Source organism: Streptomyces sp. cg40 (genome assembly GCF_050320165.1).
GTDB lineage: Bacteria > Actinomycetota > Actinomycetes > Streptomycetales > Streptomycetaceae > Streptomyces > Streptomyces hokutonensis.
Window position 1 is genome coordinate 6764946 of sequence record NZ_CP190128.1, and the last position, 20702, is coordinate 6785647.

Below are 20702 nucleotides of genomic sequence, written 5' to 3' on the forward strand. Positions count from 1 at the left end.
GAGGCCCCGGGCATACCACCGGGGCACGGGATCCGGCGCCTGAAAGGGGCTGCCCAGCCGTCAGGGTCTCCACACCACCCGGTGTTCCGCGAGATGCGCCAGCACCGCGTGATTCGCCTCCCACCCATCGGGGCTGTATCCATTGGCCGCCTCCGGCGGCGTGCCGGACTCCGTCCGGCGGGAAGGGGGCTGGGCGCCCGCCGGTCCGGCGCCGGAACGCCGGTTCAAGGTCTCCACACCACCCGGTGTTCCGCGAGATGCGCCAGCACCGCGTGATTCGCCTCCCACCCATCGGGGCTGTATCCATTGGCCGCCTCCGGCGGCGTGCCGGACTCCGTCCGGCGGGAAGGGGGCTGGGCGCCCGCCGGTCCGGCGCTGCAACGCCGGTTCAAGGTCTCCACACCACCCGGTGTTCCGCGAGATGCGCCAGCACCGCGTGATTCGCCTCCCACCCATCGGGGCTGTATCCATTGGCCGCCTCCGGCGGCGTGCCGGACTCCGTCCGGCGGGAAGGGGGCTGGGCGCCCGCCGGTCCGGCGCTGCAACGCCGGTTCAAGGTCTCCACACCACCCGGTGTTCCGCGAGATGCGCCAGCACCGCGTGATTCGCCTCCCACCCATCGGGAAACTTCACCGTCACCCCCAGCTGCACCGGCTCCGTCGACGGGTGGTCGTCCAGGAGTTCGCTCACCCCGGCCCGGCAGACCACGATGCAGGCGTGCCGGTGGCGGGAGGCGAGGACGCAGAGGCGGCCCGTCTCCAGGTGGAAGGCGGTGGCGTCGGGGCGGCCGGAGAGGGGGTGGAGGACGACCGTGACGTCGAACTCCCGCCCCTGGAGCCGGTTCGCCGTGTCCACCGTCACATCCGTGACGCCCAGTTCCGCCAGCGCCGCGCGGACCGCCGCCGCCTGGTCCCGGTGCGCGGTGCCGACCGCGATCCGGTCGGCGGTCAGGGGAGTGGGGTCGGGCGAGCGCTCGGACGTGGCCGCGCCGCCGCGGTCCAGCAGCCGTCGTACGACCGTCGCCACCGCGCGTACCGCCTCCGGGTCCGTGCGGGGCGTGTGGCGGGCGGGGAGTTCCAGCAGGCCCCAGCCCGACTCCGCGGCCTCGTCGATCACCCGGTCCGGGCCCGAACCGTCCGACGGGACACCGAAGGTGAGCCGCCGGTCGCCGTGGTCCGTGCCGCTGCGGAAACGGGTGTACGGGTAGAACGCGTTCGAGACGAGGGGAGCTGCCGAGGCCGGGAGGCGCCAGGACACCGGCAGGCGGTGCTGCGGCAGTTCGGGGTTGTGCGCGAGCAGGGTCGTCACGGCCGAGGCCGAGGGGTCGTAGGACAGGCCCGCCCACTGCTCCGCACCGACGATCGCGAACGGGTCCAACTGCCCGGGGTCGCCCACGAACAGCGCCCGCTCGAACAGCCCGGCCACGGCCAGCAGCGAGTCCGAACGCATCTGGTACGCCTCGTCGACGATCGCGTGCCGCCACGGCTCGTCAACTTTGACGTGTGCCCACTTGGCCGCCGTCGAGATGACGACCGGCAGCCCGGCCAGCTCACCCGCCTTCGCCGACTTCCGTACGTTGGGCAGGTCGTCCAGCGCCTTGTCGTACGGGTCCGCGTCACTGCTGTGCAGCCGGCCCACGGGCAACTCGCCGTTCTTCTCGGCGAGCCGCACGACGAGGTCGTCGACCTGGGCGTTGGTCTGCGCGACCACCATCAACGGGCGCCCCGCGTCGGCCAGTTCGAGCGCCGCGCGGACGACGAGCGTCGACTTGCCGGCGCCCGGAGGGGAGTCGACGACGACTCCGCGCGCGGTGCCGTGCAGGGTGTCGCGCAGGATCGCGTCGGTGGCCCGGCCGGCCTCGGCACCGGGATCGAAAGCCGTGTCCGGCGTCACAGGACGTCCTCCTCGGTCACCGGATCCGCCGACTCCCGTACGGCGCTCTCCTCGCCGGGCGGGCCGCCGTGCGTCCACGGTGTCTCCTCCGGGTCGGGCAGTTTCGCGCCGCCCCGCTGCTCGTGCTCGAAGAGCGTGAAGCAGATCCGGTCGCCCTTCTCCGGGACGGAACCGACGTCCGGCTCCTTGCCCCGTCCCATCTTGTCGACGACCCGGAGGACGACCAGGGCACCGTCCTCCTCGTGCCCCACGAACTCCGCCGACTGCGGCTTGCCGCCCAGCGACCGGAACACCTTCACCCGCTCCCCGAGATGCGGCCGGTCGTCCGTGCGCACGGTCACCAGCGGGCGCGGACGGGGGCTCTTGCCCTCGCTGTACGCCATGACGACATCCGTGACCTCGCCCGCGAAGGCCTCCCCGGCCAGCCGCCGCCCGGCCATCACCAGGGGGTCGTCCAGGGCCTCCTGGGCGTCCAGACGGGCCTGTTCGCGCTCGCGCGTGGCCAGCTTGTTGGCCGCGGTCACCGCGTCGTCGCGGCGCGGCTGCGGGGGCTCACCGGCGGTGATCCGGTCGCGGTGACCGGTGAACGACCAGCGGTCGCGGGTCCACCGGTCGACGGCGTGCGCGCCCTCAGGCAGCGCCCGCAGCAGGTCGAGCCCGTGCCACACCGCATCCCAGGTGGGGCGGGTGCGGCTCTCCACGAGGGCCCTGATCTCCCGCTCGGCGGCGGTGAGTTCACCGAACCGGTCGTCGGCCTCCATGCCGTCCTCGGCGGCGGCGAGGGCGGTACGCGCGCGGTCGTAGCGCTCGATCGCGGGGGCGAGCAGCTTGTTGTCGAACGCCGGGTCGGTGGCCGGGCCGGCCGGCGGGCACACCAACTGGCCCTGCGCGTCCCGCCGCAGCTCCGCCTCGAACGCTGCCTCGGCGCCGGAGACGCCGTCCGGCGGGTCGATCCAGGCGAGCAGCGCGCCCAGGTGCTGGTCCTCCAGGCTGGACTGGCCGGTCGCCCAGTGCCGGCCGAGCACCTCGGTGAGCGCGAGCAGCAGCGCGGAGCCGGGCACCCGGGCCCGCTCCCCGAAGTGGGTCAGCCAGCGCCCGAGCAACGGCACGTGCGGCGGCGCGGGATGTGGGGTCTCCGGGTCCTGCTCGGCCGTACGGCGAAAGCGCATCGAGCGGCCGAGCAGCCGGACCAGCTCGATGCCCGGGCGGCTCGGCACGATCAACTGCGGGGCGTCCGCGCACAGTTCGACCTCGACCTTGACCCGCTTGCCCGTCTCCGGATCGGTCTCGTTGCGCTCGGCGGCCTCCACGTCCTCGGCGAACGTGTCGATGTACGGCAGGACCACGTCCGCGAGTTCGGCCAGGAACGCGAACCTGAGGTCGCGGTCGCGCGGCTGCGGTACGACGAGCAGCCGCGGCGCGTCCCGGTCCGTGCCGACGAGGGCACCGAGGGGCGCGCCGGCCTCACCGGCGGTGGTCAGCGGCACCAGGACCAGCGGATGCTCGGACAGGTGCCGGTGGCGGACGGTGGCGGTGGGCTGGGCGCGGCCGGAACTGACGGCCTCCAGGCGGGCGAGGGTGGTGATCAGCGACATACGGCACCCTCCGGGGCCGGCGCCGACACGCCCGCCAGCGCCTCGGCCCGCAACTCGGCCGCCCTGCGCAGTGCCGCCACCGCCGGGTCGTCCGGGTCGCCTGCCTCGCCGTGGGCCGCCGACAGGACCTCGTCGATCGTGGTCAGGTCGCCCAACTCGGCGCGCAGGGAACGGCCCAGCGCGGTGACCGCGCCGGACGCGCGGGAGCGGTCGCGGCAGTGGAAGGCCAGCTCGCAGGCGGCCAGGCACTCGGGGGCGTAGGTCGCCGGGACCGACTCGACGGCCGCCGTCAGCTCGGCGGCCGGGCGGTCGGGGGCGAAACAGGTGCCCTCGGGGAGGGTGTCCGCGATGTCCTCGATACGGGTGAGCCGGGCCAGTTGACGGCTGGTGACCGCGCGCTGCTTGCGGACGTCGACGGCGGACGCGGTGGGCAGGTTCGAGAAGTCCTTGGGGCAGACGAGCAGCACGCGCGTGCGTACCCGGGCGACAGGATCGAGGCGGGCGGCGACCTCCTCCAGCGCCAGCACATACACCGCCGACTGGCGGGCCGCCGCGCCGACCTTCGCCGGGTCCGCCGAACCGTCCAGCATCGGGAAGGACTTGATCTCCACGACCGTCCAACTGCCGTCCGGGTGCACGACCACCGCGTCCGGCTCCAGGAAGGCCGGGGAGCCCGCCACGTCCAGGGCGAGCATCGGGTGGTCCAGCAGCGTCCAGACGGCGGCCTCGGCCGCCTCGCGCAGCGCCAGCGCCGTACGCGCCGCGCGTCCCTCGGGGCCGACCGCGGTCAGCTCCGGCACCCGCGCGCGGGTCGGCGGCTCGGCGCCCGGGTCCAGCTTCTCGTGCACCAGCCGCAGCAGCTCCGCGCCGCCGTCCGCCTTCACCCGGGCCTCGAACGCGTTGCCCCGCATGAAGGCGAACTGGGACTGCCCGAAGGCGGACGGCGAGCCGAGCGCGCCGGCCAGCACCGCCTTGTTCACCCCCGCGCCGTCCAGGATCGCCCGCCGCTCGCAGCCCGGGTTCGCGGCCAGGGCCGCGAGGGCGCGCGCGTCCAGCGCCTTGGCCGGGACGTCGGGGCCGCGCAGCTCAGCGAGCCGGTGCCGGAGCGCCGTCCCCCGCGTCCGAGGGGGAGGCACCCGGCTCGGCTCCGGTGCCGAGCTGTGACTCGCGCTGCCGTGGAATTCGTTCACCCGGGGAAGTCTGGCATCCGCCACTGACAATTGAGGTTTCTGCGCCCAGAGAGGCGCCGAGAGAGGCGCCCGGAGCCGCGTCACGGGAGCGGGCCGCGACGAGCGAGCCGCGCCCCTCGAACCGCGTCCTGATCCGGTCCGCGGCCTTCATGACCTGCGGCGCCAGCAGGAACCCGAGCCCCATCACGACCACACCCGCGACCGCGTCGAGGAGATAGTGGTTCGCCGTGCCCATGACCACGATCGCCGTCAGCAGCGGATAGGCGACACCGAGGACCTTCGTGAGCCGCGTACCGCCGTAGCGCCACAGCATCACACCGCACCACAGCGCCCAGCCGCAGTGCAGGCTCGGCATCGCCGCGTACTGGTTGGTCATCCCGCCCAGGCCGCGCGGCGCGCTCGCGTCGCCGCCCCACCAGCCGTAGGAGCTGTACTTGGCCATCGTGTCGACGAAGCCGTAGTCCGGGGAGAGAAGGCGGGGCGGGCAGGTCGGGAGCAGGGTGAAGCCGATCAGGCCGATGAACGTGGACGTCATCAGCCAGGTACGGGCCGCGCGGTAGACCTGTGCACGTGACCGGAACAGCCAGATCAGGATCGCGGGCGTGACCAGGTAGTGCAGCGACGCGTACCAGAAGTCGGCCGGGATCCCGAGCCAGGCCTCGCGCGTGAACAGCCGGTTGAGCGGGTGCTCGGCGTTGATGTGCAGGAACTTCTCGATGCGCAGGATCGACAGGCCGTGGTCCACGGCGCTCGCCGTGTCGCCCCTGGCCAGCAGGCGGCCCGCCGAGTACGAGGCGTACACCAGGAGGATCAGCGGCAGCTCGGTCCACCAGCGCAGCCGGCTTCGCCGGTCCGCCTCGATGCCTGGTGTCTCGGTCTGCGGCATCCGATCGCCCTCCCCCTTCTGTCCTGGTGCGGTGCCCGGTGCTCCGGCTTCCCGGTTGCTCGGTCGGGACACTTTACGGCGTATGCGCGCGCCCCGTTTCGGGCGCCCCCGGACCTCAAAGACGCAGAGATCGCCCCCCGGGTTGCCCTTTTCAAGGGTGAGCGATGATGGAGTGACCCGCCTCTCGTTTTCTCCCGGAAAGGTCCTCCATGGCACCGCGCATCCTGCTGGCCCGGCACGGACAGACGGCTTGGTCGCTGTCCGGGAAGCACACCGGCAGGACCGACGTCCCGCTCCTCGAAGAGGGCAGGCGCGGTGCCAAGGTGCTCGGCGAGCGGCTGCACCGGCCCCCGCTGGACGGCCTCCCCGGGGTCGAGGTCCGCACCAGTCCACTGGCACGCGCGCGTGAGACCTGCGAACTCGCCGGCTTCGGCGACCGCGCCACCGAGTGGGACACCCTCATGGAGTGGGACTACGGCGCCTACGAGGGCCTCACCCCGCTGGAGATCGCGGCCCTGCGCCCGGGCTGGCTGATCTGGCGCGACGGCGTCCCCGAAGGGGAGACCCTCGCGGAAGTCACCGCCCGCGCGGACGAGGTCGTCGCCTGGGCACGCTCCGAGGACCGCGACGTCCTCGTGTTCGCCCACGGCCACATCCTCCGCTCGATCGGCGCCCGCTGGCTCGGCCTACCGATCGACTTCGCGTCCCGGATACGCCTCAACCCGACGTCGTTGTCGGTCCTGGGCTGGGCATACGGGGAAACTGCGATCGAAAGCTGGAACGACCTGGGCCATCTAGTCGCCTGAGAGCAGGCGCCCCTTCAGGGGCGCGGGGAACTGCGCGCCCAGCCCCCACCGACCCGCAGTGAAAAACTACGCAGCCGTCCGAGGCAGACTCGCATGCCTCTCCAGAAACGCGGAAACCCCCGAAGCCCGCCGATGAGGCAACAGCACCCGCGCGGTCCCGGCCAACATCGTCTGAATCCGCGACGACTGCACCAGGTCCAAAAGATCCAGCACCCGCATTCCAGCGGTCGCCGCCTCGTCGGGCCGCCCCCCGCGCGCGAGATCGTCGGCCAGCTCCGCCGTGTACAGCGCGATGTTCCGCGTGAAGTGCGGATCCTGGAGCTGGGCGGCACGCCGAGCGTGCCGCGAGGCCCGCGGCCAGTCGCCCAGCGTCGACCAGCACTGCGCCTCAAGTCCCTCCAGCTCGGCCTCTCCGTAGAAGCTCATCCACTCGGGGTCGGCCTCCGAGTGGCCCCGCTCGTAGAGGGCCTGCGCGCGGGCCAGCGCCTGCTCGCAGCCGGTGCGGTCGGCGAGCCCCGCCCAGCCGCCCGCCTCGCGCAGCGCGAGCAGCGACATCAGCCGGGCCGAGCCCAGGGGGCGGGCGACGCGCTGCGCGGCCTGTGCGGCGCGTACCGCCTCGCGGGGGCGTCCGGCGTCCCGCGCGAGGAACGCCGTATTGCAGAAGGCGTGTGCTTCGAGGCCCGCGTCGCCGGTCATGCGGGCGGTGGCGAGGGCTTCGGCGTAGTGGGAGCGGGCGTCGTCGAAGCGGCCGGAGTCGTGGGCCAGCCAGCCCACGGAGATGGCGAGTTCGCCGGCTCCGGAGTGCAGTCGCTCGGCGACGGACTGCCGGGTGGTGCCCGCGTCGAGCAGGGCGTAGGCGGCGCGCAGCGGGGCCGCCGCGCGCCGGTAGAGGCCGTCGGCGCCGTGCCGGTCGTCGAGCAGCCGGATTCTGCGGACGGCCTCTTCCAGGGCGCCCGCCTCGCTCGTACCGGGACGGCGGACGGAACGTTCCGCTGCCACGGCGTCCAATGTGAGCCCCAGCGGGCCCAGCGTGCCGGCGGCCACCGTGACGGTGCCGCCCCTCATGAATGCGCGACGCAGCACGTCGCTCTCCTCGTGGTTCTCGTGGTTCTCGTGCGTGTCGTACGGGTCCGGTGTGTCATACGGCTCGTACGCCCCTCGCGTCTCATCCGTCCTACCTGTCTCGCCCGGGGTATGGCCCGGGCTCGTGGGGTGTGCGGGGGGCGTGTCCTCGCCGGTGCGCGCCCCGCGTCCGCGTACGGACGAGCGGGGCGCGAAGCCGAGGTCGGCGAGCGTGCGGCCGGGGAACATGTGCAGGAACACCCGTTCGTACGCGTAGTTGGGGCAACGGATCTCACCGGCCTCGACGCGGCCGACATAGCGCGCGTCGCAGCTGACCCGCTCGCCGATCTCGCGCGCCGACCGGCGTACGGCCGCGGCGAACTCCGCCGGTGAGCGCTGTCCGCGCAGCCGCCGGAAGGCGAGATTGGGTCTCGGTGGTTGGGGGAACTGGGGCGGGGGCACCGTTGACGACGCCATGGCCGGGTCCTCTCGTGCGAACCGTCGAACCATGCCGGATTCAGGGTGACTTGTGTGAGTGACGCCCTGTTTCCAGCGGGCAAGAACGTACCTGCTGTGCACGACCCGCCACGCAGGGTTTGGCTACAAACCGGATATCTCATCCGGGATCTGCCATGAACTGCCATCCTTTGCGGCGGACTTGTGCCGTAGCCGTTGACGCTCCGACGCGTTGAACTCCTTGGATCCGGGAGCCACCCGACTCCCGACCCGCTCGTCCAAGGAGGGGTTCCGTGGTGGAGACCGGGATGGAGACCAGCCAGAGCGTCGATCCTCGACTGCCGAGCGCGGAGTGCAGTGCGCCACCTTTCGCGGACTCGGCCTGCGATCTGGTGACCGTGCCTACGCGGCAGGGCCTGGAGGCCGTCGACATCCTGCGGCGCGGCGCGGGCGACGGGGTCGGCCCCGTCCTGCACGACGACGGCGGCGACACCCTCGGCTTCCTGGTCCCGCCGGGCACGGCGGCGGCCTGGGACGTCCCGGGCAGCACCTGTACGGAGACCAACGGCCGGGGCCTGAGCCTCGCCCCCGACCCCGAACCCCCGGTCGAGGGCTCCGACTGGCTGCTGCCCCCCGGAGACGCCGACCTCGCGACCGACCCGGCGGTCCTGCGGGCCGCGCTGGACGAGGCGGCCCGGCTGATCGAGGCGGCGGACGGCTGCCGCTGAGCCCTGACCACCGCGCGCCCAGGCCGGACGCGCCGGACCACCCCCGCCCGCCGATAATGGGCCAATGGGAAAGTCCAGGAACACCCGGCGAGGTGGTGCCGGCTCCGCCGAAGCCGTCGTCGAGGCCGTCGACGGCGGACTCGCCGAGCTGATACCCGACCGGGACCGCGCACGGGCCTGGACGCTGCTGATCGACGGGGCGCCGCAGTCCTACGTCGACCTCGACGACCCGGCGTATCTCTCCTTCGAGTACCAGCGCCGCCTCGGCCACGTCATCGACCTCGCCGCACCGGCGGGCAGGCCGATCCAGGCCGTGCACCTGGGCGGTGGCGCCCTCACGCTCGCCCGGTACGTCGCCGCCACCCGCCCCCGATCCACCCAGCAGGTCGTCGAGTTCGACGCGGCGCTCGTCCAACTGGTCCGCCGCGAGCTGCCCTTGGACCCCAACGCGCGGATCCGGGTGCGCTCCACCGACGCCCGCGCGGGACTCGCGAAACTCCCCGAAGGCTGGGCGGACCTTGTCGTCGCGGACGTCTTCAGCGGCGCCCGTACCCCCGCCCACCTCACCTCCACCGAGTTCCTCGACGAGGTGCGCCGCGCGCTGCGCCCCGGCGGGATCTACGCCGCCAACCTCGCCGACGGCCCCCCGCTCGCCCACCTGCGGGGCCAGATCGCCACCGTGGCCGCCCGGTTCACGGAACTCGCGCTGATCGCCGACCCGACCGTGCTGCGGGGCAAACGGTTCGGCAACGCGGTCCTCGTCGCCTCCGACCACCCGCTGCCGCTCACCGAACTCACCCGGCGCGCCGCCTCCGACCCGCACCCCGGCCGGCTCCAACACGGCCGCGAACTCACCGACTTCACGGGCGGCGCCGTACCGGTGACGGACGCCGCGGCCGTCGCCTCACCGGCACCGCCGCCGTCGGTGTTCCGCTAAAGGGCACGCCTGTCTAGTAGTTCCCCACATCCACCCGCGGCGCCCCGTCGTGCCAGGTGCAGATCACCGACACCTTGCCCGTGCCCTTGGTGAACTCCACCCGGAGCCACGAGTCCGTCTTCCACACCTGCATCGACCAGCCCGTACCCGGCGTCGCCGACACGAGCGTCACATAGGCCGGCGCGTAGTCGAGTTCGAGCACCACCCGCCCGCCGTCGGTGTCGTAGCTCTTGACCTGGCCGGAGGCGGAGGCGGAGACGGACGGGGAGGGGGACGGGTCCGCGGTCGCCGTCCGTGTGGGGGTCGCACTCGGGGTACGGGTCGGTGTCGGGGTGCTCGACGGGGTCGGGGCCGCCTCGGCCCGTACCGTCGGCCCGGCGGGCGGTGTCGCCTCCTGCGCGGTCGCGCCGGCCGCCGTGATGGGCAGGGCGCGCGGCGGGTCGTAGGCCGTGCCCGTCATGACCGTGTGGACGCCCCACCAGGACAGCGTGACTGCCGCGCCGGTGGCGAGCGACCAGGCCAGCACGTGCACGAATCCGTTGACGAGTCCTCTGGGCATCGCGGCCATACTGCCTCACGCGCCCCACAGGTGTCCCACCGATGGCCATCGCTTTGTCCACAGGGGGGAGTTGTCCACAGCCCCGGATACGGGTCGCCCGCATGGCGTACGGTGCGGCGCATGGCAAGTGTGCTCGTGGTCGAGGACGACCAGTTCGTACGCTCGGCCCTCATCCGGCATCTGACCGATGCCGCGCACACGGTGCGCAGTGTCGGTACGGCACTTGAGGCGCTGCGCGAGGTCGCCCATTTCCGTTTCGACGTGGTCATCCTGGACCTCGGACTGCCCGACCTGGACGGGTCCGAGGCGCTGAAGATGCTGCGCGGAATCACCGACGTGCCGGTGATCATCGCCACCGCCCGGGACGACGAGACGGAGATCGTCCGCTTGCTCAACGCGGGCGCGGACGACTACCTCACCAAGCCCTTTTCCGTCGACCATCTCTCCGCCCGCATGTCCGCCGTTCTGCGGCGCTCCCGCGCCACCACCGGTGAGGCGCCCCCGTCCTCGGTCCTCCGCGTCGGCGGACTGACCGTCGACCCGCTGCGCCGCCAGGCCGACCTGGACGGCGTCCGACTCGACCTCACCCGCCGCGAGTTCGACCTCCTCGCCTTCCTGGCCGGCCGGCCCGGTGTGGTCGTCCCGCGCAAGGAACTCCTCGCCGAGGTGTGGCAGCAGTCCTACGGCGACGACCAGACGATCGACGTCCATCTGTCCTGGCTGCGCCGGAAGTTGGGGGAGACGGCGGCCCGGCCGCGCTATCTGCACACCCTGCGGGGTGTCGGCGTGAAGCTGGAGCCACCGGGAGCGGAGTCGCTGCGATGAGGTGGGCACTGGTCAGGGTCTGTCTGGCGATCGCGGCCATGGTCGTCGTCGCCTTCGCGGTGCCGCTGGGCCTGGTCATCAAGGAGATGGCCCGCGACCGTGCCTTCTCGAACGCGGAGCGGGAGGCCGCCGCCGTCGCCCCCGCCCTGTCCATCACCACCGACCGGGACCAGCTGGAGAAGGTCGTCGCCTCGGCGGGCGCGGACTCCGGGATGGCGGTGCACATACCGGCGGGGGAGGGCAAGGCAGCCCTCGACATCGGGCGGCAGCGCGCCGTCGACAAGGACATCGCGACCGTACGGAAGTTGGGCCGCGCCTCCACCACCGAGGTGCCCGGCGGCTCCGTCCTGCTCCAGCCGGTCGCGCTCAGCTCCGGAGAGATATCCGTCGTCGAGGTGTTCGTCCCGGAGTCGGAGGTGAGCAACGGCGTCGGCACGGCCTGGGCGGTGCTCGCCGGGGTCGGCATCGCGCTGATCGTCGGTTCCGTCGCGGTCGCCGACCGGCTGGGCGTACGGATGGTGCAGCCCGCGCAGCGCCTGGTCGAGGGCGCGCACGAACTGGGGGAGGGGAAGCTGGGGGCGCGGGTGCCCGAGGAGGGGCCGACCGAACTGCGGCTGGCGGCGGTCGCGTTCAACTCCATGGCCGACCAGGTCGTACAACTGCTGGCGAACGAGCGGGAGTTGGCGGCCGATCTGTCCCACCGTCTGCGCACACCGCTCACCGTGCTGCGGCTCAACGCGGCCTCGCTCGGGGACGGGCCGGCCGCCGAGCAGACGCGGACCGCCGTCGCGCAGCTGGAGCGGGAGGTCGACACGATCATCCGGACCGCGCGCGAGGCCAAGCCGCAGACCGTGGCGGCCGGGCCCGGCGCCGGGTGCGACGCGGCCGAGGTGGTGCGCGAGCGGATGCGGTTCTGGTCCGCGCTAGCCGAGGACGAGGGCCGCAAGGTGCGGGTGGCCGGGGTGGAGCGGCCGGTGCGGATACCCGTGGCCCGCGCCGACCTGGTCGCCGCTCTCGACGCCCTCCTTGGCAATGTGTTCCGGCACACGCCCGAGGGCACGGCCTTCGCGGTCGACGTGCACAACGGCGAGGACGCGGTGATCGTGCTCGTCTCGGACGCGGGCTCCGGCATACGCGACCCCGAGGCGGCGATCACTCGCGGGCGCGGCTCCGGCAGCGACGGGTCGACCGGGCTCGGCCTGGACATCGTGCGCAGGCTCGCGGAGTCGACGGGCGGGGACGTCCGGATCGGCTCCTCGATGCTCGGCGGCACGGAGGTCCGGATCTGGATCCAGCTGGACGGGCGGGAGCCGGAGCGCCGGGGGCACCGAGGGGCCGTACGACGGCGTCGGCGCGGCAGATTGGTCTCTACCTTTAACCGTTCCCGATCCCTTCCTTAAGCGCACCCTAAGATCGCCAACTGCCGTCCGGATCAGGCGCTTTGCCCGATTCCGGATCGCTAGCGTGCTGCCGCACCCACCCCCGTACGGCGAAGGCAGGCACGTGATGAGCACCCACCGGCGCAGGATCGGCAAGAGAAACAAGGTGATCGGCGGAGCGGTCGCCGCGGCGGTGGTCGGCGGCGGCGCGATCCTGCTGACCGGTGTCGCGCAGGCGGCGAGCGTCGGCGCGGCCTACACCAGGACCAGCGAGTGGTCGACGGGGTACACCGCGCAGTACGTCGTCACCAACACCACCGGCGCCAGGAAGGCGGACTGGACGCTGCAGTTCGACCTGCCGTCCGGCTCGAAGCTCAGCTCGCTGTGGAACGCCGAGTCGAGCGTGAGCGGGCAGCACGTCACCGTGAAGCCGCCGAAGTGGGACCCGGACGGGCTCGCGGCCGGCGAGTCGGTCACGGTCGGCTTCGTGGTCAACGGCACGGGCCAGCCCACGAGTTGCCTCATCGACAACGCCAAGTGCTCGGCCGACGGCACCGCGACCCCCGAGCCGACCGGCCGCCCGACGGCGACCCCCACGCCGACGCCCACCCCCACCCCCACGGCCAAGCCGACGCCCACGCCGACCCCGACGGCCACGCCCACCCCCACCCCCACTCCGACCCCGACTCCGGCCCCGAGCGGCGGCACCACGGCCGCCGGCGGCTTCGCCCCCTACGTCGACACCTCCCTCTACCCGGCCTTCGACCTCCTCGGGAACGTCACCGCGACCGGCGTGAAGAACTACAACCTCGCCTTCGTCCTGGACGGCGGCGGCTGCACCCCCAAGTGGGGCGGGGTGACGGACCTCGCGAGCGACGGTGTGGCCTCCCAGATCGGCGCGCTGCGGGCCAAGGGCGGCGACGTACGGGTCTCCTTCGGCGGCGCGGCCGGCTCCGAGCTGGCGACGACGTGCGGTTCGGCGAGCGCGCTGGCGAGCGCCTACGGCAAGGTCGTGGACGCGTACGGCCTCACCAAGGTCGATTTCGACATCGAGGGCGCCGCGCTGCCCAACACGGCGGCCAACACGATGCGCGCCCAGGCGATAGCGAAACTCCAGCAGCAGCACCCGAATCTGGACGTCTCCTTCACCCTCCCGGTGATGCCCGAGGGCCTTACCCAGGACGGTGTGAATCTGCTGTCCAACGCCAAGTCCAACGGCGTGAAAATCGGCACGGTCAACATCATGGCGATGGATTACGGACCGGCCTACAGCGGAGATATGGGAACGTACTCAGAGCAAGCGGCTACGGCGACTCAGGCCCAAGTCAAGAGTGTTCTCGGGCTCTCTGAAAGCGCTGCATGGAAAGCGGTTTCCGTCACCCCGATGATCGGTGTGAACGACGTGTCATCGGAGGTCTTCAAGGTCGACGACGCGACCCAGCTCGTCGCTTTCGCCAAGGCGAAGGGGCTCGGCGGTATCTCGATGTGGTCCGGGGCCCGCGACAAGCAGTGCGCCGGCGGGGCCAAGCCCACCGCGGACGCGACGTGCAGTTCGATCGCGCAGGCCCCGTCCGCGTTCTCCAAGGCCTTCTCCGCCTTGCAGTAGTCGCCCCATGTGTCACGGGAGCCCCTCGCGACTCCCGTGGCCCCAGTAGTCCCGCAGCGGACGTATGGCCACTCGGCTCTACGTCCGCTTCTCTTGCCGGGGCATGTCGATTACGTTTCGACAAATGAAGGCGGCGGGTGTTGACGCATGACCAGACATGGGACTGTTATTACGCCACCGTGTTTGGTCGCGTTGGTTTCTGGTCGGTTACGACGACCTGGGGCGTGGCGCATTCCGGCCGAACCCTGTCCGTCAGGAGCCGTTCATGCCCGACTTCTCCCTCCCCGCCGCGAGCCGCCGTTCCGTCCTGCGCGGCGTAGGCGGCGCCGCCCTGCTCGGAGCCGGTATCCCCCTGCTGAGCGCCTGTGGCAGCAGCGGCAGCGGGTCCGACTCGAAGACCGTGACGCTCGGGTCCAACGCGTCCGACGCCGTGCCGAAGAAGGCGTTCGCGAGCGTCTACGCGGACTTCAAGAAGACCTCCGGCATTACCGTCAAGGTCAACACGAAGGACCACAACACCTTCCAGGAGCAGATCAACTCCTACCTCCAGGGCACGCCGGACGACGTGTTCAACTGGTTCGCCGGGTACCGCATGCAGTTCTTCGCGGCCAAGAAGCTCGCCACCCCGATCGACGACGTGTGGGCGAAGATCGGGGACAACTTCCCCGACGCCATGAAGAAGCTCAGCAAGGGCGAGGACGGCAAGTACTACTTCGTGCCGCTGACCACGTACCCGTGGGCGATCTTCTACCGCAAGAGCGTCTTCGCGGCGAAGGGCTACACCGTCCCCACCACCTGGGACCAGCTGGTCGCCCTCTGCAAGCAGATGAAGAAGGACGGACTCGTCCCGATCGCCTTCGGCGACAAGGACCAGTGGCCGGCGATGGGCACCTTCGACCAGATCAACTTCCGCCTCAACGGCTACGACTTCCACAAGGCGCTGATGGCGGGCACCGAGTCGTGGACCGACCCCAAGGTCAAGGCGGTCTTCGACCACTGGTCCGAGCTGCTCCCGTACCACCAGGAGGGCTTCATGGGCCGCACCTGGCAGGACGCGGCGCAGGGCATCGTGTCGAAGAAGTCCGGCATGTACCTGCTGGGCTCCTTCGTGGCGCAGCAGTTCACCAACAAGGCCGACCTCGACGACCTCGACTTCTTCGCCTTCCCGGAGGTCAACTCCGCGTACGGCCAGGACACCGTGGAGGCGCCCACCGACGGCTTCATGGTCAGCAAGGCCCCGAAGAACCACGACGGTGTCGTGAAGCTCATGGAGTACCTGGGCACCCCGGCGGCCGAGGAGCTCTACCTGAAGACCGACCCGAGCGTGGTCGCCGCCTCCAGCAAGGCTTCCACCGCCGCGTACTCGCCGCTCCAGAAGAAGGCGTTCGACATGATCGGCGCCGCCAAGAGCCTCACCCAGTTCATGGACCGCGACTCCCGTCCGGACTTCACCTCGACGGTGATGCAGCCCGGACTGCAGAAGTTCCTCCAGAACCCCAAGGGCGTCGACAGCCTGCTGTCCTCGATCGAGCGCCAGAAGAAGACGATCTTCGCCTCCTCATGATCTCCGAGACGACTACGACGAGCCCGGAGGCGGACGCCGTTCCGCCTCCGGGCCCCGCGCCTGCCGACAAGCGGGTCCCGCAGGGTGCCAAGCGCCTGCTGACCCGCCGTGACCGCATCACGCTCGCCTTCATGGCGGGCGTGCCGACGGTCCTGCACGTGGCCCTGGTCTGGGTCACCGCCCTCGCCTCGATCGCCCTGGCCTTCACCAGCTGGGACGGCATCGGCTTCTCCTCGATCAAGTGGGTCGGGCTGGACAACTTCAAGCAGTTGTTCACCGACAACCCGCAGTTCTGGCCCGCCCTAGAGCACAACATCATCTGGTTCGTCGTGCTCATCCTGCTGCCGACGCCCTTCGGCCTCTTCCTGGCCGTGCAGCTGGACAAGAAGATCCGCTTCAGCCGCGTCTACCAGACCGCGTTCTTCCTGCCGGTCGTCATGTCCCTGGCGGTCACCGGCTTCGTCTGGCAGCTGATCTACAACCCGGACACCGGCCTGATCAACAGCCTCATCGGGGCCAACAAGCCCGGCCACTACATCGACTGGATCGGCGACCCCAAGCTCAACCTGTGGGCCGTCCTGATCGCCGCCTCCTGGCGGCACGCCGGCTACATGATGATCCTGTACCTGGCCGGCCTCAAGGGCGTCGACCCGTCCCTGCGGGAGGCCTCCGCGCTGGACGGCGCCAACGAGTGGCAGACGTTCAAGAACGTCATCTTCCCGACGCTGCGGCCCACCAACACGGTCGTCCTGGTCGTCACGATCATCGAGTCGCTGCGCGCCTTCGACCTGGTCTTCGTCTTCAACAAGGGCGCCCAGGGCACCGAGCTGCTGTCGATCCTGATCACCAACAACATCATCGGCGAGTCCAGCCGGATCGGTTACGGGTCGGCCATCGCCGTCGTCCTGCTGGTCATCTCCCTCGCGGTCATCATTCCGTACCTGATCGCGACCTTCCGGAAGGAGCGGCGCGCATGACCACCCCCACCGCCGCGCTCGGCGTGAAGCAGCGCACCCCGCTCCGCCCCGCCCGGGTCCTGCTGCACACGTTCCTCGTCGTCACCTCGCTGGCCTGGCTCGCGCCACTCCTGTGGGCGGTCTACGCGGCCCTGCGCCCGTACGCGGAGACCAGCAACAAGGGGTACGTCTCCTGGCCGGACACGCTGAACCTCGACAACTTCAAGAACGCGTTCCAGCAGTCCGACATGACGCACTACTTCGTCAACACACTGATCATCGCGGTCCCGGCCGTGCTGCTCACGCTGCTGCTGGCGTCGATGGTCGCGTTCTACGTCAGCCGCTTCGACTTCCGCTTCAACATCGCGCTGCTGCTGGTGTTCACGGCCGGCAACCTGCTGCCGCAGCAGGTCATCATCACCCCGCTGTACCGCCTCTACCTGCTGATCGACCTGCCGGGCATCACGATGAGCGGCAAGCTCTACGACTCCGCGCTGGGCCTGGTCCTCATCCATGTGGCGTTCCAGTCCGGCTTCTGCGCCTTCGTGCTCAGCAACTACATGCGGATGCTGCCGCACGAGCTGACCGAGGCGGCCCTGGTGGACGGCGCGTCCGTGTGGCGCCAGTACTGGCAGATCGTGCTGCCGCTGTGCAAGCCGGCGATGGCGGCCCTGGCCACCCTGCTCTCCATCTGGATCTACAACGACTTCTTCTGGGCGATCGTGCTGATCTCGACCGGCGAGAACATGCCGATCACCTCCGCCCTGAACAACCTCTCCGGCCAGTACTTCACCGACCCCAACCTGGTCGCGGCCGGCGCCCTGCTCACCGCGATCCCGACCCTGATCGTGTACTTCGCGCTCCAGCGCCAGTTCGTCAGCGGTCTCACGCTGGGCGCCAACAAGGGCTGACGCCGCTCCGGTCCGGCCCTTCCCGTTGAAAGAGAACCACCGTGCACGACCACCCCTTCACCGCGCTCGCCTCCGTCCCCGTGAATCCGCGCACCGCCCGGGTCCACGAGGAGGGCTGGCAGTCCTGGAGCCCGAGCGGCGCCTACCCCCTCGGGGCGCGCCCGCACCGGCCGGCCAACGCCAACTGGGCGACGGTCTGCTACCGCCCAGGCGCCAGCGTCCCGGCCGATGTCTTCCAGGGCGAGGGTCTGCTCGCCCTCGACCCCGGCGACGGCTCACCGGCCCGCCTGTGGGCGGCGGTCGACCCCACCGGATCGGTCCCGTCGATCCGGCTGTCGGTCCGGGACGGGGTGGCGGAGCTCGCCGCCGACGGCCCGGTGAAGGAGTGGACGGGGACCGGCATCCAGTCGGTCCTGGGGGACTGGGCCGACAGCCTGGCCCTGCCGTCCCCCCGTCCCGCGCCCACGGTGTGGTGCTCCTGGTACGAGTACTTCACCGCCGTCACCGAGGAGGACATCCACGAGAACCTCCGCGCGATGGACACCCTCGACCTCCCGATCGGCGTCGTCCAGATCGACGACGGCTACCAGAAGGCCCTCGGCGACTGGCTGACCCTCTCCGGTCGCTTCCGTTCCCGGGCCGGCACGGCCGACACGATCCGCGCGCGCGGCCGCAGGGCGGGCATCTGGACGGCCCCCTTCCTGGTCGACCCGGCGAGCGACCTGGCCGCCGACCACCCCGAGTGGCTGGTGCGCGACCCGGCCGGCGGCTTCGCCCACGCCGGCCGCAACTGGGGCCACGACCTCTGCGTACTGGACCCCACCCACCCCGGCGCGGCGGCCTACCTGACCGAGGTCTACGCCACCCTCCGCACCGAGGGCTACGACTACTTCAAGGCCGACTTCCTCTACGCCGGCGCCCTGGACGGCGTACGCCACAAGGACGTCGACGCCATCGAGGCCTACCGGGCCGGGATCGCCCTGATCCGCGAGGCGATCGGTCCGGACGCCTATCTCCTGGGCTGCGGAGCGCCGATCCTCCCCTCCCTCGGCCTGTTCGACGCGATGCGGATCAGCCCCGACACGGCACCGCACCGCCGCCCCGAGGCCGACGACTTCTCCCAACCCGGCCAGGACTCCGCCGAGTTCACGGGATTCGCCCGCCAGTGGCAGCACGGCCGCCTCTGGACCAACGACCCCGACTGCCTGCTGGCCCGCCCGGCCGTGGAGACCCGCGAACGCTGGGCGGCCCATGTCGAGGCCACCGGCGGACTGATGGCGTCGAGCGACCGCCTGCTGTCGCTCGACCAGTGGGGCGTGGCCACAACTCGCCGCCTGCTGACAGGAGTTGCGTGATGACCATCGCATACGGCGGCGACTACAACCCCGAGCAGTGGCCCGAGGAGGTCTGGGCCGAGGACATGCGCCTGATGCAGGAGGCCGGGGTCACCATGGTCAGCATCGGCATCTTCTCGTGGGCACTGCTGGAACCGGCCGAGGGCGTCTACGACTTCACCCTCCTGGACAAGGTCCTCGACCTGCTCCGACAGCACGGCATCCAGGCCGACCTGGCGACCCCGACAGCGGCACCCCCGGCCTGGTTCTTCCGCGCCCACCCGGAGGCACTGCCGGTGGACCGCGACGGCCGGAGACTGTCGTACGGCAGCCGCCAGACGTTCTGCCCGTCCAGCCCCGCGTACCGTACGGCCGCCCTGCGCATCGCGGGCGAACTGGCGCGCCGCTACGCCGGCCACCCCGCGGTCGCCATGTGGCACATCCACAACGAGTACGGCTGCCACAACCCGGCCTGCTACTGCGACGAGAGCGCCGAGGCGTTCCGGGTGTGGCTGCGGGCGAAGTACGGCGACAGCCTGGCGGCGCTCAACGAGGCCTGGGGCACGGCTTTCTGGAGCCAGTGGTACTACGACTGGGCGGAGGTCCTGCCTCCGCGCGCGACGGGCGCGGTCCCGAACCCGACCCACCAGCTGGACTGGCGCCGCTTCTGCAGCGACGCGCTGCTGGCCCTGTACAAGGCGGAACGCGAGGTCCTGCGGGAGGCGGCCCCCTCGCTGCCCGCCACCACCAACTTCATGGTGATGTTCAACTTCGACGCGCTGGACTACTGGCGCTGGGCACCGGAGTTGGACGTCGTCTCGAACGACCACTACCTCCGCTCCACGGACCCCGAGTCCGAGATCGACATCGCGATGAGCGGCGACCTGGTCCGCTCGCTGGCGGGCGGCCGGCCGTGGCTGCTGATGGAGCACTCCACCGGCGCGGTGAACTGGCAGCTGGTCAACAGGGCGAAGAACCCCGGTGAGTTGAGGCGCAACGCGCTCGCCCATGTCGCGCACGGCGCGGACGGCATCGCCTACTTCCAGTGGCGGGCGGCGAAGGCGGGCGCCGAACAGTGGCACTCGGCGATGCTGCCGCACGCGGGCACGGACAGCCGGATCTGGCAGGACGTGGTCCAACTGGGCGCGGACCTGCGGGCGTTGGCGGAGGTGCGAGGCAGCACGGGCACGGCGTCGGTCGCGGTGGTCTGGGACTGGAACGCCCGCTGGGCCCTGGAACTCCCGTCCCAGCCCAGCGAGGAGGTCCGGTACCTGGACCAGGTCCGCTCCTGGTACGAGCCGTTGTGGCGCTCGGGCATCGCGGTGGACTTCGTCCGCCCCGACGCGGACCTGTCGCCGTACCGCCTGGTCCTGGCCCCCAGCCTGTACCTGGTCGACGACACCGGCGCGGCCAACCTCTCCGACTTCGCGTCGTCCGGCGGCACGCTCGCGGTGGGCTTCCACAGCGGGGCCGTGGACGAGAACTGCCATGTGCGGCTGGGGGGTTACCCGGGAGCGTTCCGCGAGGTGCTCGGCGTCCGCACGGACGAACTGTTCCCGCTGCTGCCCGGCGAGTCGCTCGCGCTGAGCAGCGGCGGCGGTACGGCGTCCCTGTGGTCGGAGCGGGTCGCCCTGGCGGGCGCCGAGGCGGTCACGTCGTACGCGGAGGGCCCGCTGACCGGCATCCCGGCGGTGACGCGGAACGCGTACGGCGAGGGCACGGCCTGGTACCTCGCCACCCGCCCCGACCCGACGACCCTCGCCGGCCTCCTGGACCTCATCCGCAGGGAGGCGGGGGTGGAGCCGGTACGGGTGACGCCGGAGGGCGTGGAGGCCGTCCTGCGGCGCGGGGCGGACGCGGACTATCTGTTCCTCATCGACCACGCGGGGGAGGGAGCCGAGGTCCCGGTCGCGGCCGACGCGGTCGAACTCCTCACCGGGGAGCGGGTGTCGGGCGGGTCGGTGAGTGTTCCGCCGGGCGGGGTCGCGGTCGTCCGGGAGCCGCACAGGTCCTGA

At 71.5% G+C, this 20702-nt stretch carries 17 protein-coding genes; 11 read left to right on the plus strand and 6 right to left on the minus strand.

Features of this window, described 5'->3' with window-relative positions:
- Nucleotides 1–552 precede the first annotated feature (552 nt).
- From ACQHII_RS30460 to ACQHII_RS30475, 4 genes are read right to left on the minus strand one after another with little or no spacing between them, the layout of a single operon-like run.
- On the minus strand, nt 553–1893 hold the full coding sequence (locus tag ACQHII_RS30460) for an AAA domain-containing protein (protein ID WP_427922272.1): 1341 nt from the start codon (nt 1891–1893) through the stop codon (nt 553–555).
- Nucleotides 1890–3488, minus strand: a complete 1599-nt coding sequence (locus ACQHII_RS30465) for a hypothetical protein (protein WP_427922273.1) — start codon at nt 3486–3488, stop codon at nt 1890–1892. Before ACQHII_RS30465 ends, ACQHII_RS30460 begins: the two co-directional genes overlap by 4 nt.
- On the minus strand, nt 3479–4624 hold the full coding sequence (locus tag ACQHII_RS30470; RefSeq protein WP_427922274.1) for a hypothetical protein: 1146 nt from the start codon (nt 4622–4624) through the stop codon (nt 3479–3481). The genes ACQHII_RS30465 and ACQHII_RS30470 overlap by 10 nt, the downstream gene beginning before the upstream one ends.
- A complete protein-coding gene (locus tag ACQHII_RS30475) occupies nt 4575–5564 on the minus strand; it encodes a phosphatase PAP2 family protein (RefSeq protein ID WP_427922275.1) in 990 nt (329 codons plus the stop codon). The genes ACQHII_RS30470 and ACQHII_RS30475 overlap by 50 nt, the downstream gene beginning before the upstream one ends.
- A gap of 209 nt (nt 5565–5773) precedes the next feature.
- On the opposite strand from ACQHII_RS30475, the gene ACQHII_RS30480 reads away from it, so the two are divergent.
- Complete coding sequence (locus tag ACQHII_RS30480) at nt 5774–6370, plus strand: histidine phosphatase family protein (RefSeq protein WP_427922277.1); 597 nt, start codon at nt 5774–5776, stop codon at nt 6368–6370.
- A gap of 66 nt (nt 6371–6436) precedes the next feature.
- Here ACQHII_RS30480 and ACQHII_RS30485 read toward each other — a convergent pair whose 3' ends face one another.
- Complete coding sequence (locus tag ACQHII_RS30485) at nt 6437–7909, minus strand: hypothetical protein (protein WP_427922278.1); 1473 nt, start codon at nt 7907–7909, stop codon at nt 6437–6439.
- 272 nt (nt 7910–8181) lie between these two features.
- On the opposite strand from ACQHII_RS30485, the gene ACQHII_RS30490 reads away from it, so the two are divergent.
- Both ACQHII_RS30490 and ACQHII_RS30495 read left to right on the plus strand, forming a co-directional pair.
- The gene (locus ACQHII_RS30490; protein ID WP_427922279.1) at nt 8182–8616 is read left to right on the plus strand and encodes a hypothetical protein; all 435 of its coding nucleotides are present in this window, start codon (nt 8182–8184) and stop codon (nt 8614–8616) included.
- 64 nt (nt 8617–8680) lie between these two features.
- The gene (locus ACQHII_RS30495; RefSeq protein ID WP_427922280.1) at nt 8681–9553 is read left to right on the plus strand and encodes a spermidine synthase; all 873 of its coding nucleotides are present in this window, start codon (nt 8681–8683) and stop codon (nt 9551–9553) included.
- A 13-nt stretch (nt 9554–9566) separates the two neighbouring features.
- Here the strand turns inward: ACQHII_RS30495 and ACQHII_RS30500 are convergent, their stop codons facing one another.
- Nucleotides 9567–10121, minus strand: a complete 555-nt coding sequence (locus tag ACQHII_RS30500; protein WP_427922281.1) for a hypothetical protein — start codon at nt 10119–10121, stop codon at nt 9567–9569.
- Between the two features lie 111 nt (nt 10122–10232).
- Here ACQHII_RS30500 and ACQHII_RS30505 point away from each other — a divergent pair, with 111 nt between their 5' ends.
- The 8 genes from ACQHII_RS30505 to ACQHII_RS30540 all read left to right on the plus strand — a co-directional run bounded on the left by ACQHII_RS30505 (nt 10233) and on the right by ACQHII_RS30540 (nt 20702).
- Nucleotides 10233–10937: a response regulator transcription factor gene (locus ACQHII_RS30505; RefSeq protein WP_019065807.1), complete on the plus strand. Its 705-nt coding sequence runs from the start codon at nt 10233–10235 to the stop codon at nt 10935–10937.
- Complete coding sequence (locus ACQHII_RS30510) at nt 10934–12337, plus strand: ATP-binding protein (RefSeq protein WP_427922282.1); 1404 nt, start codon at nt 10934–10936, stop codon at nt 12335–12337. Before ACQHII_RS30505 ends, ACQHII_RS30510 begins: the two co-directional genes overlap by 4 nt.
- 106 nt (nt 12338–12443) lie before the next feature.
- Nucleotides 12444–13922: a glycoside hydrolase family 18 protein gene (locus ACQHII_RS30515; protein ID WP_427922283.1), complete on the plus strand. Its 1479-nt coding sequence runs from the start codon at nt 12444–12446 to the stop codon at nt 13920–13922.
- 265 nt (nt 13923–14187) lie between these two features.
- On the plus strand, nt 14188–15486 hold the full coding sequence (locus ACQHII_RS30520; protein WP_427922284.1) for an ABC transporter substrate-binding protein: 1299 nt from the start codon (nt 14188–14190) through the stop codon (nt 15484–15486).
- Nucleotides 15483–16463 (plus strand): carbohydrate ABC transporter permease, encoded by a 981-nt coding sequence (locus tag ACQHII_RS30525; RefSeq protein WP_427922286.1) that lies wholly within the window; start codon nt 15483–15485, stop codon nt 16461–16463. The genes ACQHII_RS30520 and ACQHII_RS30525 overlap by 4 nt, the downstream gene beginning before the upstream one ends.
- Nucleotides 16460–17353 carry a carbohydrate ABC transporter permease gene (locus ACQHII_RS30530; RefSeq protein WP_427922287.1) on the plus strand — a complete coding sequence of 298 codons (894 nt, stop codon included), beginning with the start codon at nt 16460–16462 and terminating at the stop codon, nt 17351–17353. Before ACQHII_RS30525 ends, ACQHII_RS30530 begins: the two co-directional genes overlap by 4 nt.
- A gap of 41 nt (nt 17354–17394) precedes the next feature.
- Nucleotides 17395–18708 (plus strand): glycoside hydrolase family 36 protein, encoded by a 1314-nt coding sequence (locus ACQHII_RS30535; protein WP_427922288.1) that lies wholly within the window; start codon nt 17395–17397, stop codon nt 18706–18708.
- Nucleotides 18708–20702: a beta-galactosidase gene (locus tag ACQHII_RS30540; RefSeq protein ID WP_427922289.1), complete on the plus strand. Its 1995-nt coding sequence runs from the start codon at nt 18708–18710 to the stop codon at nt 20700–20702. Before ACQHII_RS30535 ends, ACQHII_RS30540 begins: the two co-directional genes overlap by 1 nt.

What these genes read in the sequence shown, in the direction of transcription:
- ACQHII_RS30465 (WP_427922273.1), bottom strand. Translation starts at nt 3,488, where the DNA reads ATGTCGCTGATCACCACCCTCGCCCGCCTGGAGGCCGTCAGTTCCGGC.
- ACQHII_RS30475 (WP_427922275.1), bottom strand. Translation starts at nt 5,564, where the DNA reads ATGCCGCAGACCGAGACACCAGGCATCGAGGCGGACCGGCGAAGCCGG.
- ACQHII_RS30480 (WP_427922277.1), top strand. Translation starts at nt 5,774, where the DNA reads ATGGCACCGCGCATCCTGCTGGCCCGGCACGGACAGACGGCTTGGTCG.
- ACQHII_RS30485 (WP_427922278.1), bottom strand. Translation starts at nt 7,909, where the DNA reads ATGGCGTCGTCAACGGTGCCCCCGCCCCAGTTCCCCCAACCACCGAGA.
- ACQHII_RS30495 (WP_427922280.1), top strand. Translation starts at nt 8,681, where the DNA reads ATGGGAAAGTCCAGGAACACCCGGCGAGGTGGTGCCGGCTCCGCCGAA.
- ACQHII_RS30500 (WP_427922281.1), bottom strand. Translation starts at nt 10,121, where the DNA reads ATGGCCGCGATGCCCAGAGGACTCGTCAACGGATTCGTGCACGTGCTG.
- ACQHII_RS30505 (WP_019065807.1), top strand. Translation starts at nt 10,233, where the DNA reads ATGGCAAGTGTGCTCGTGGTCGAGGACGACCAGTTCGTACGCTCGGCC.
- ACQHII_RS30510 (WP_427922282.1), top strand. Translation starts at nt 10,934, where the DNA reads ATGAGGTGGGCACTGGTCAGGGTCTGTCTGGCGATCGCGGCCATGGTC.
- ACQHII_RS30515 (WP_427922283.1), top strand. Translation starts at nt 12,444, where the DNA reads ATGAGCACCCACCGGCGCAGGATCGGCAAGAGAAACAAGGTGATCGGC.
- ACQHII_RS30520 (WP_427922284.1), top strand. Translation starts at nt 14,188, where the DNA reads ATGCCCGACTTCTCCCTCCCCGCCGCGAGCCGCCGTTCCGTCCTGCGC.
- ACQHII_RS30525 (WP_427922286.1), top strand. Translation starts at nt 15,483, where the DNA reads ATGATCTCCGAGACGACTACGACGAGCCCGGAGGCGGACGCCGTTCCG.
- ACQHII_RS30530 (WP_427922287.1), top strand. Translation starts at nt 16,460, where the DNA reads ATGACCACCCCCACCGCCGCGCTCGGCGTGAAGCAGCGCACCCCGCTC.
- ACQHII_RS30540 (WP_427922289.1), top strand. Translation starts at nt 18,708, where the DNA reads ATGACCATCGCATACGGCGGCGACTACAACCCCGAGCAGTGGCCCGAG.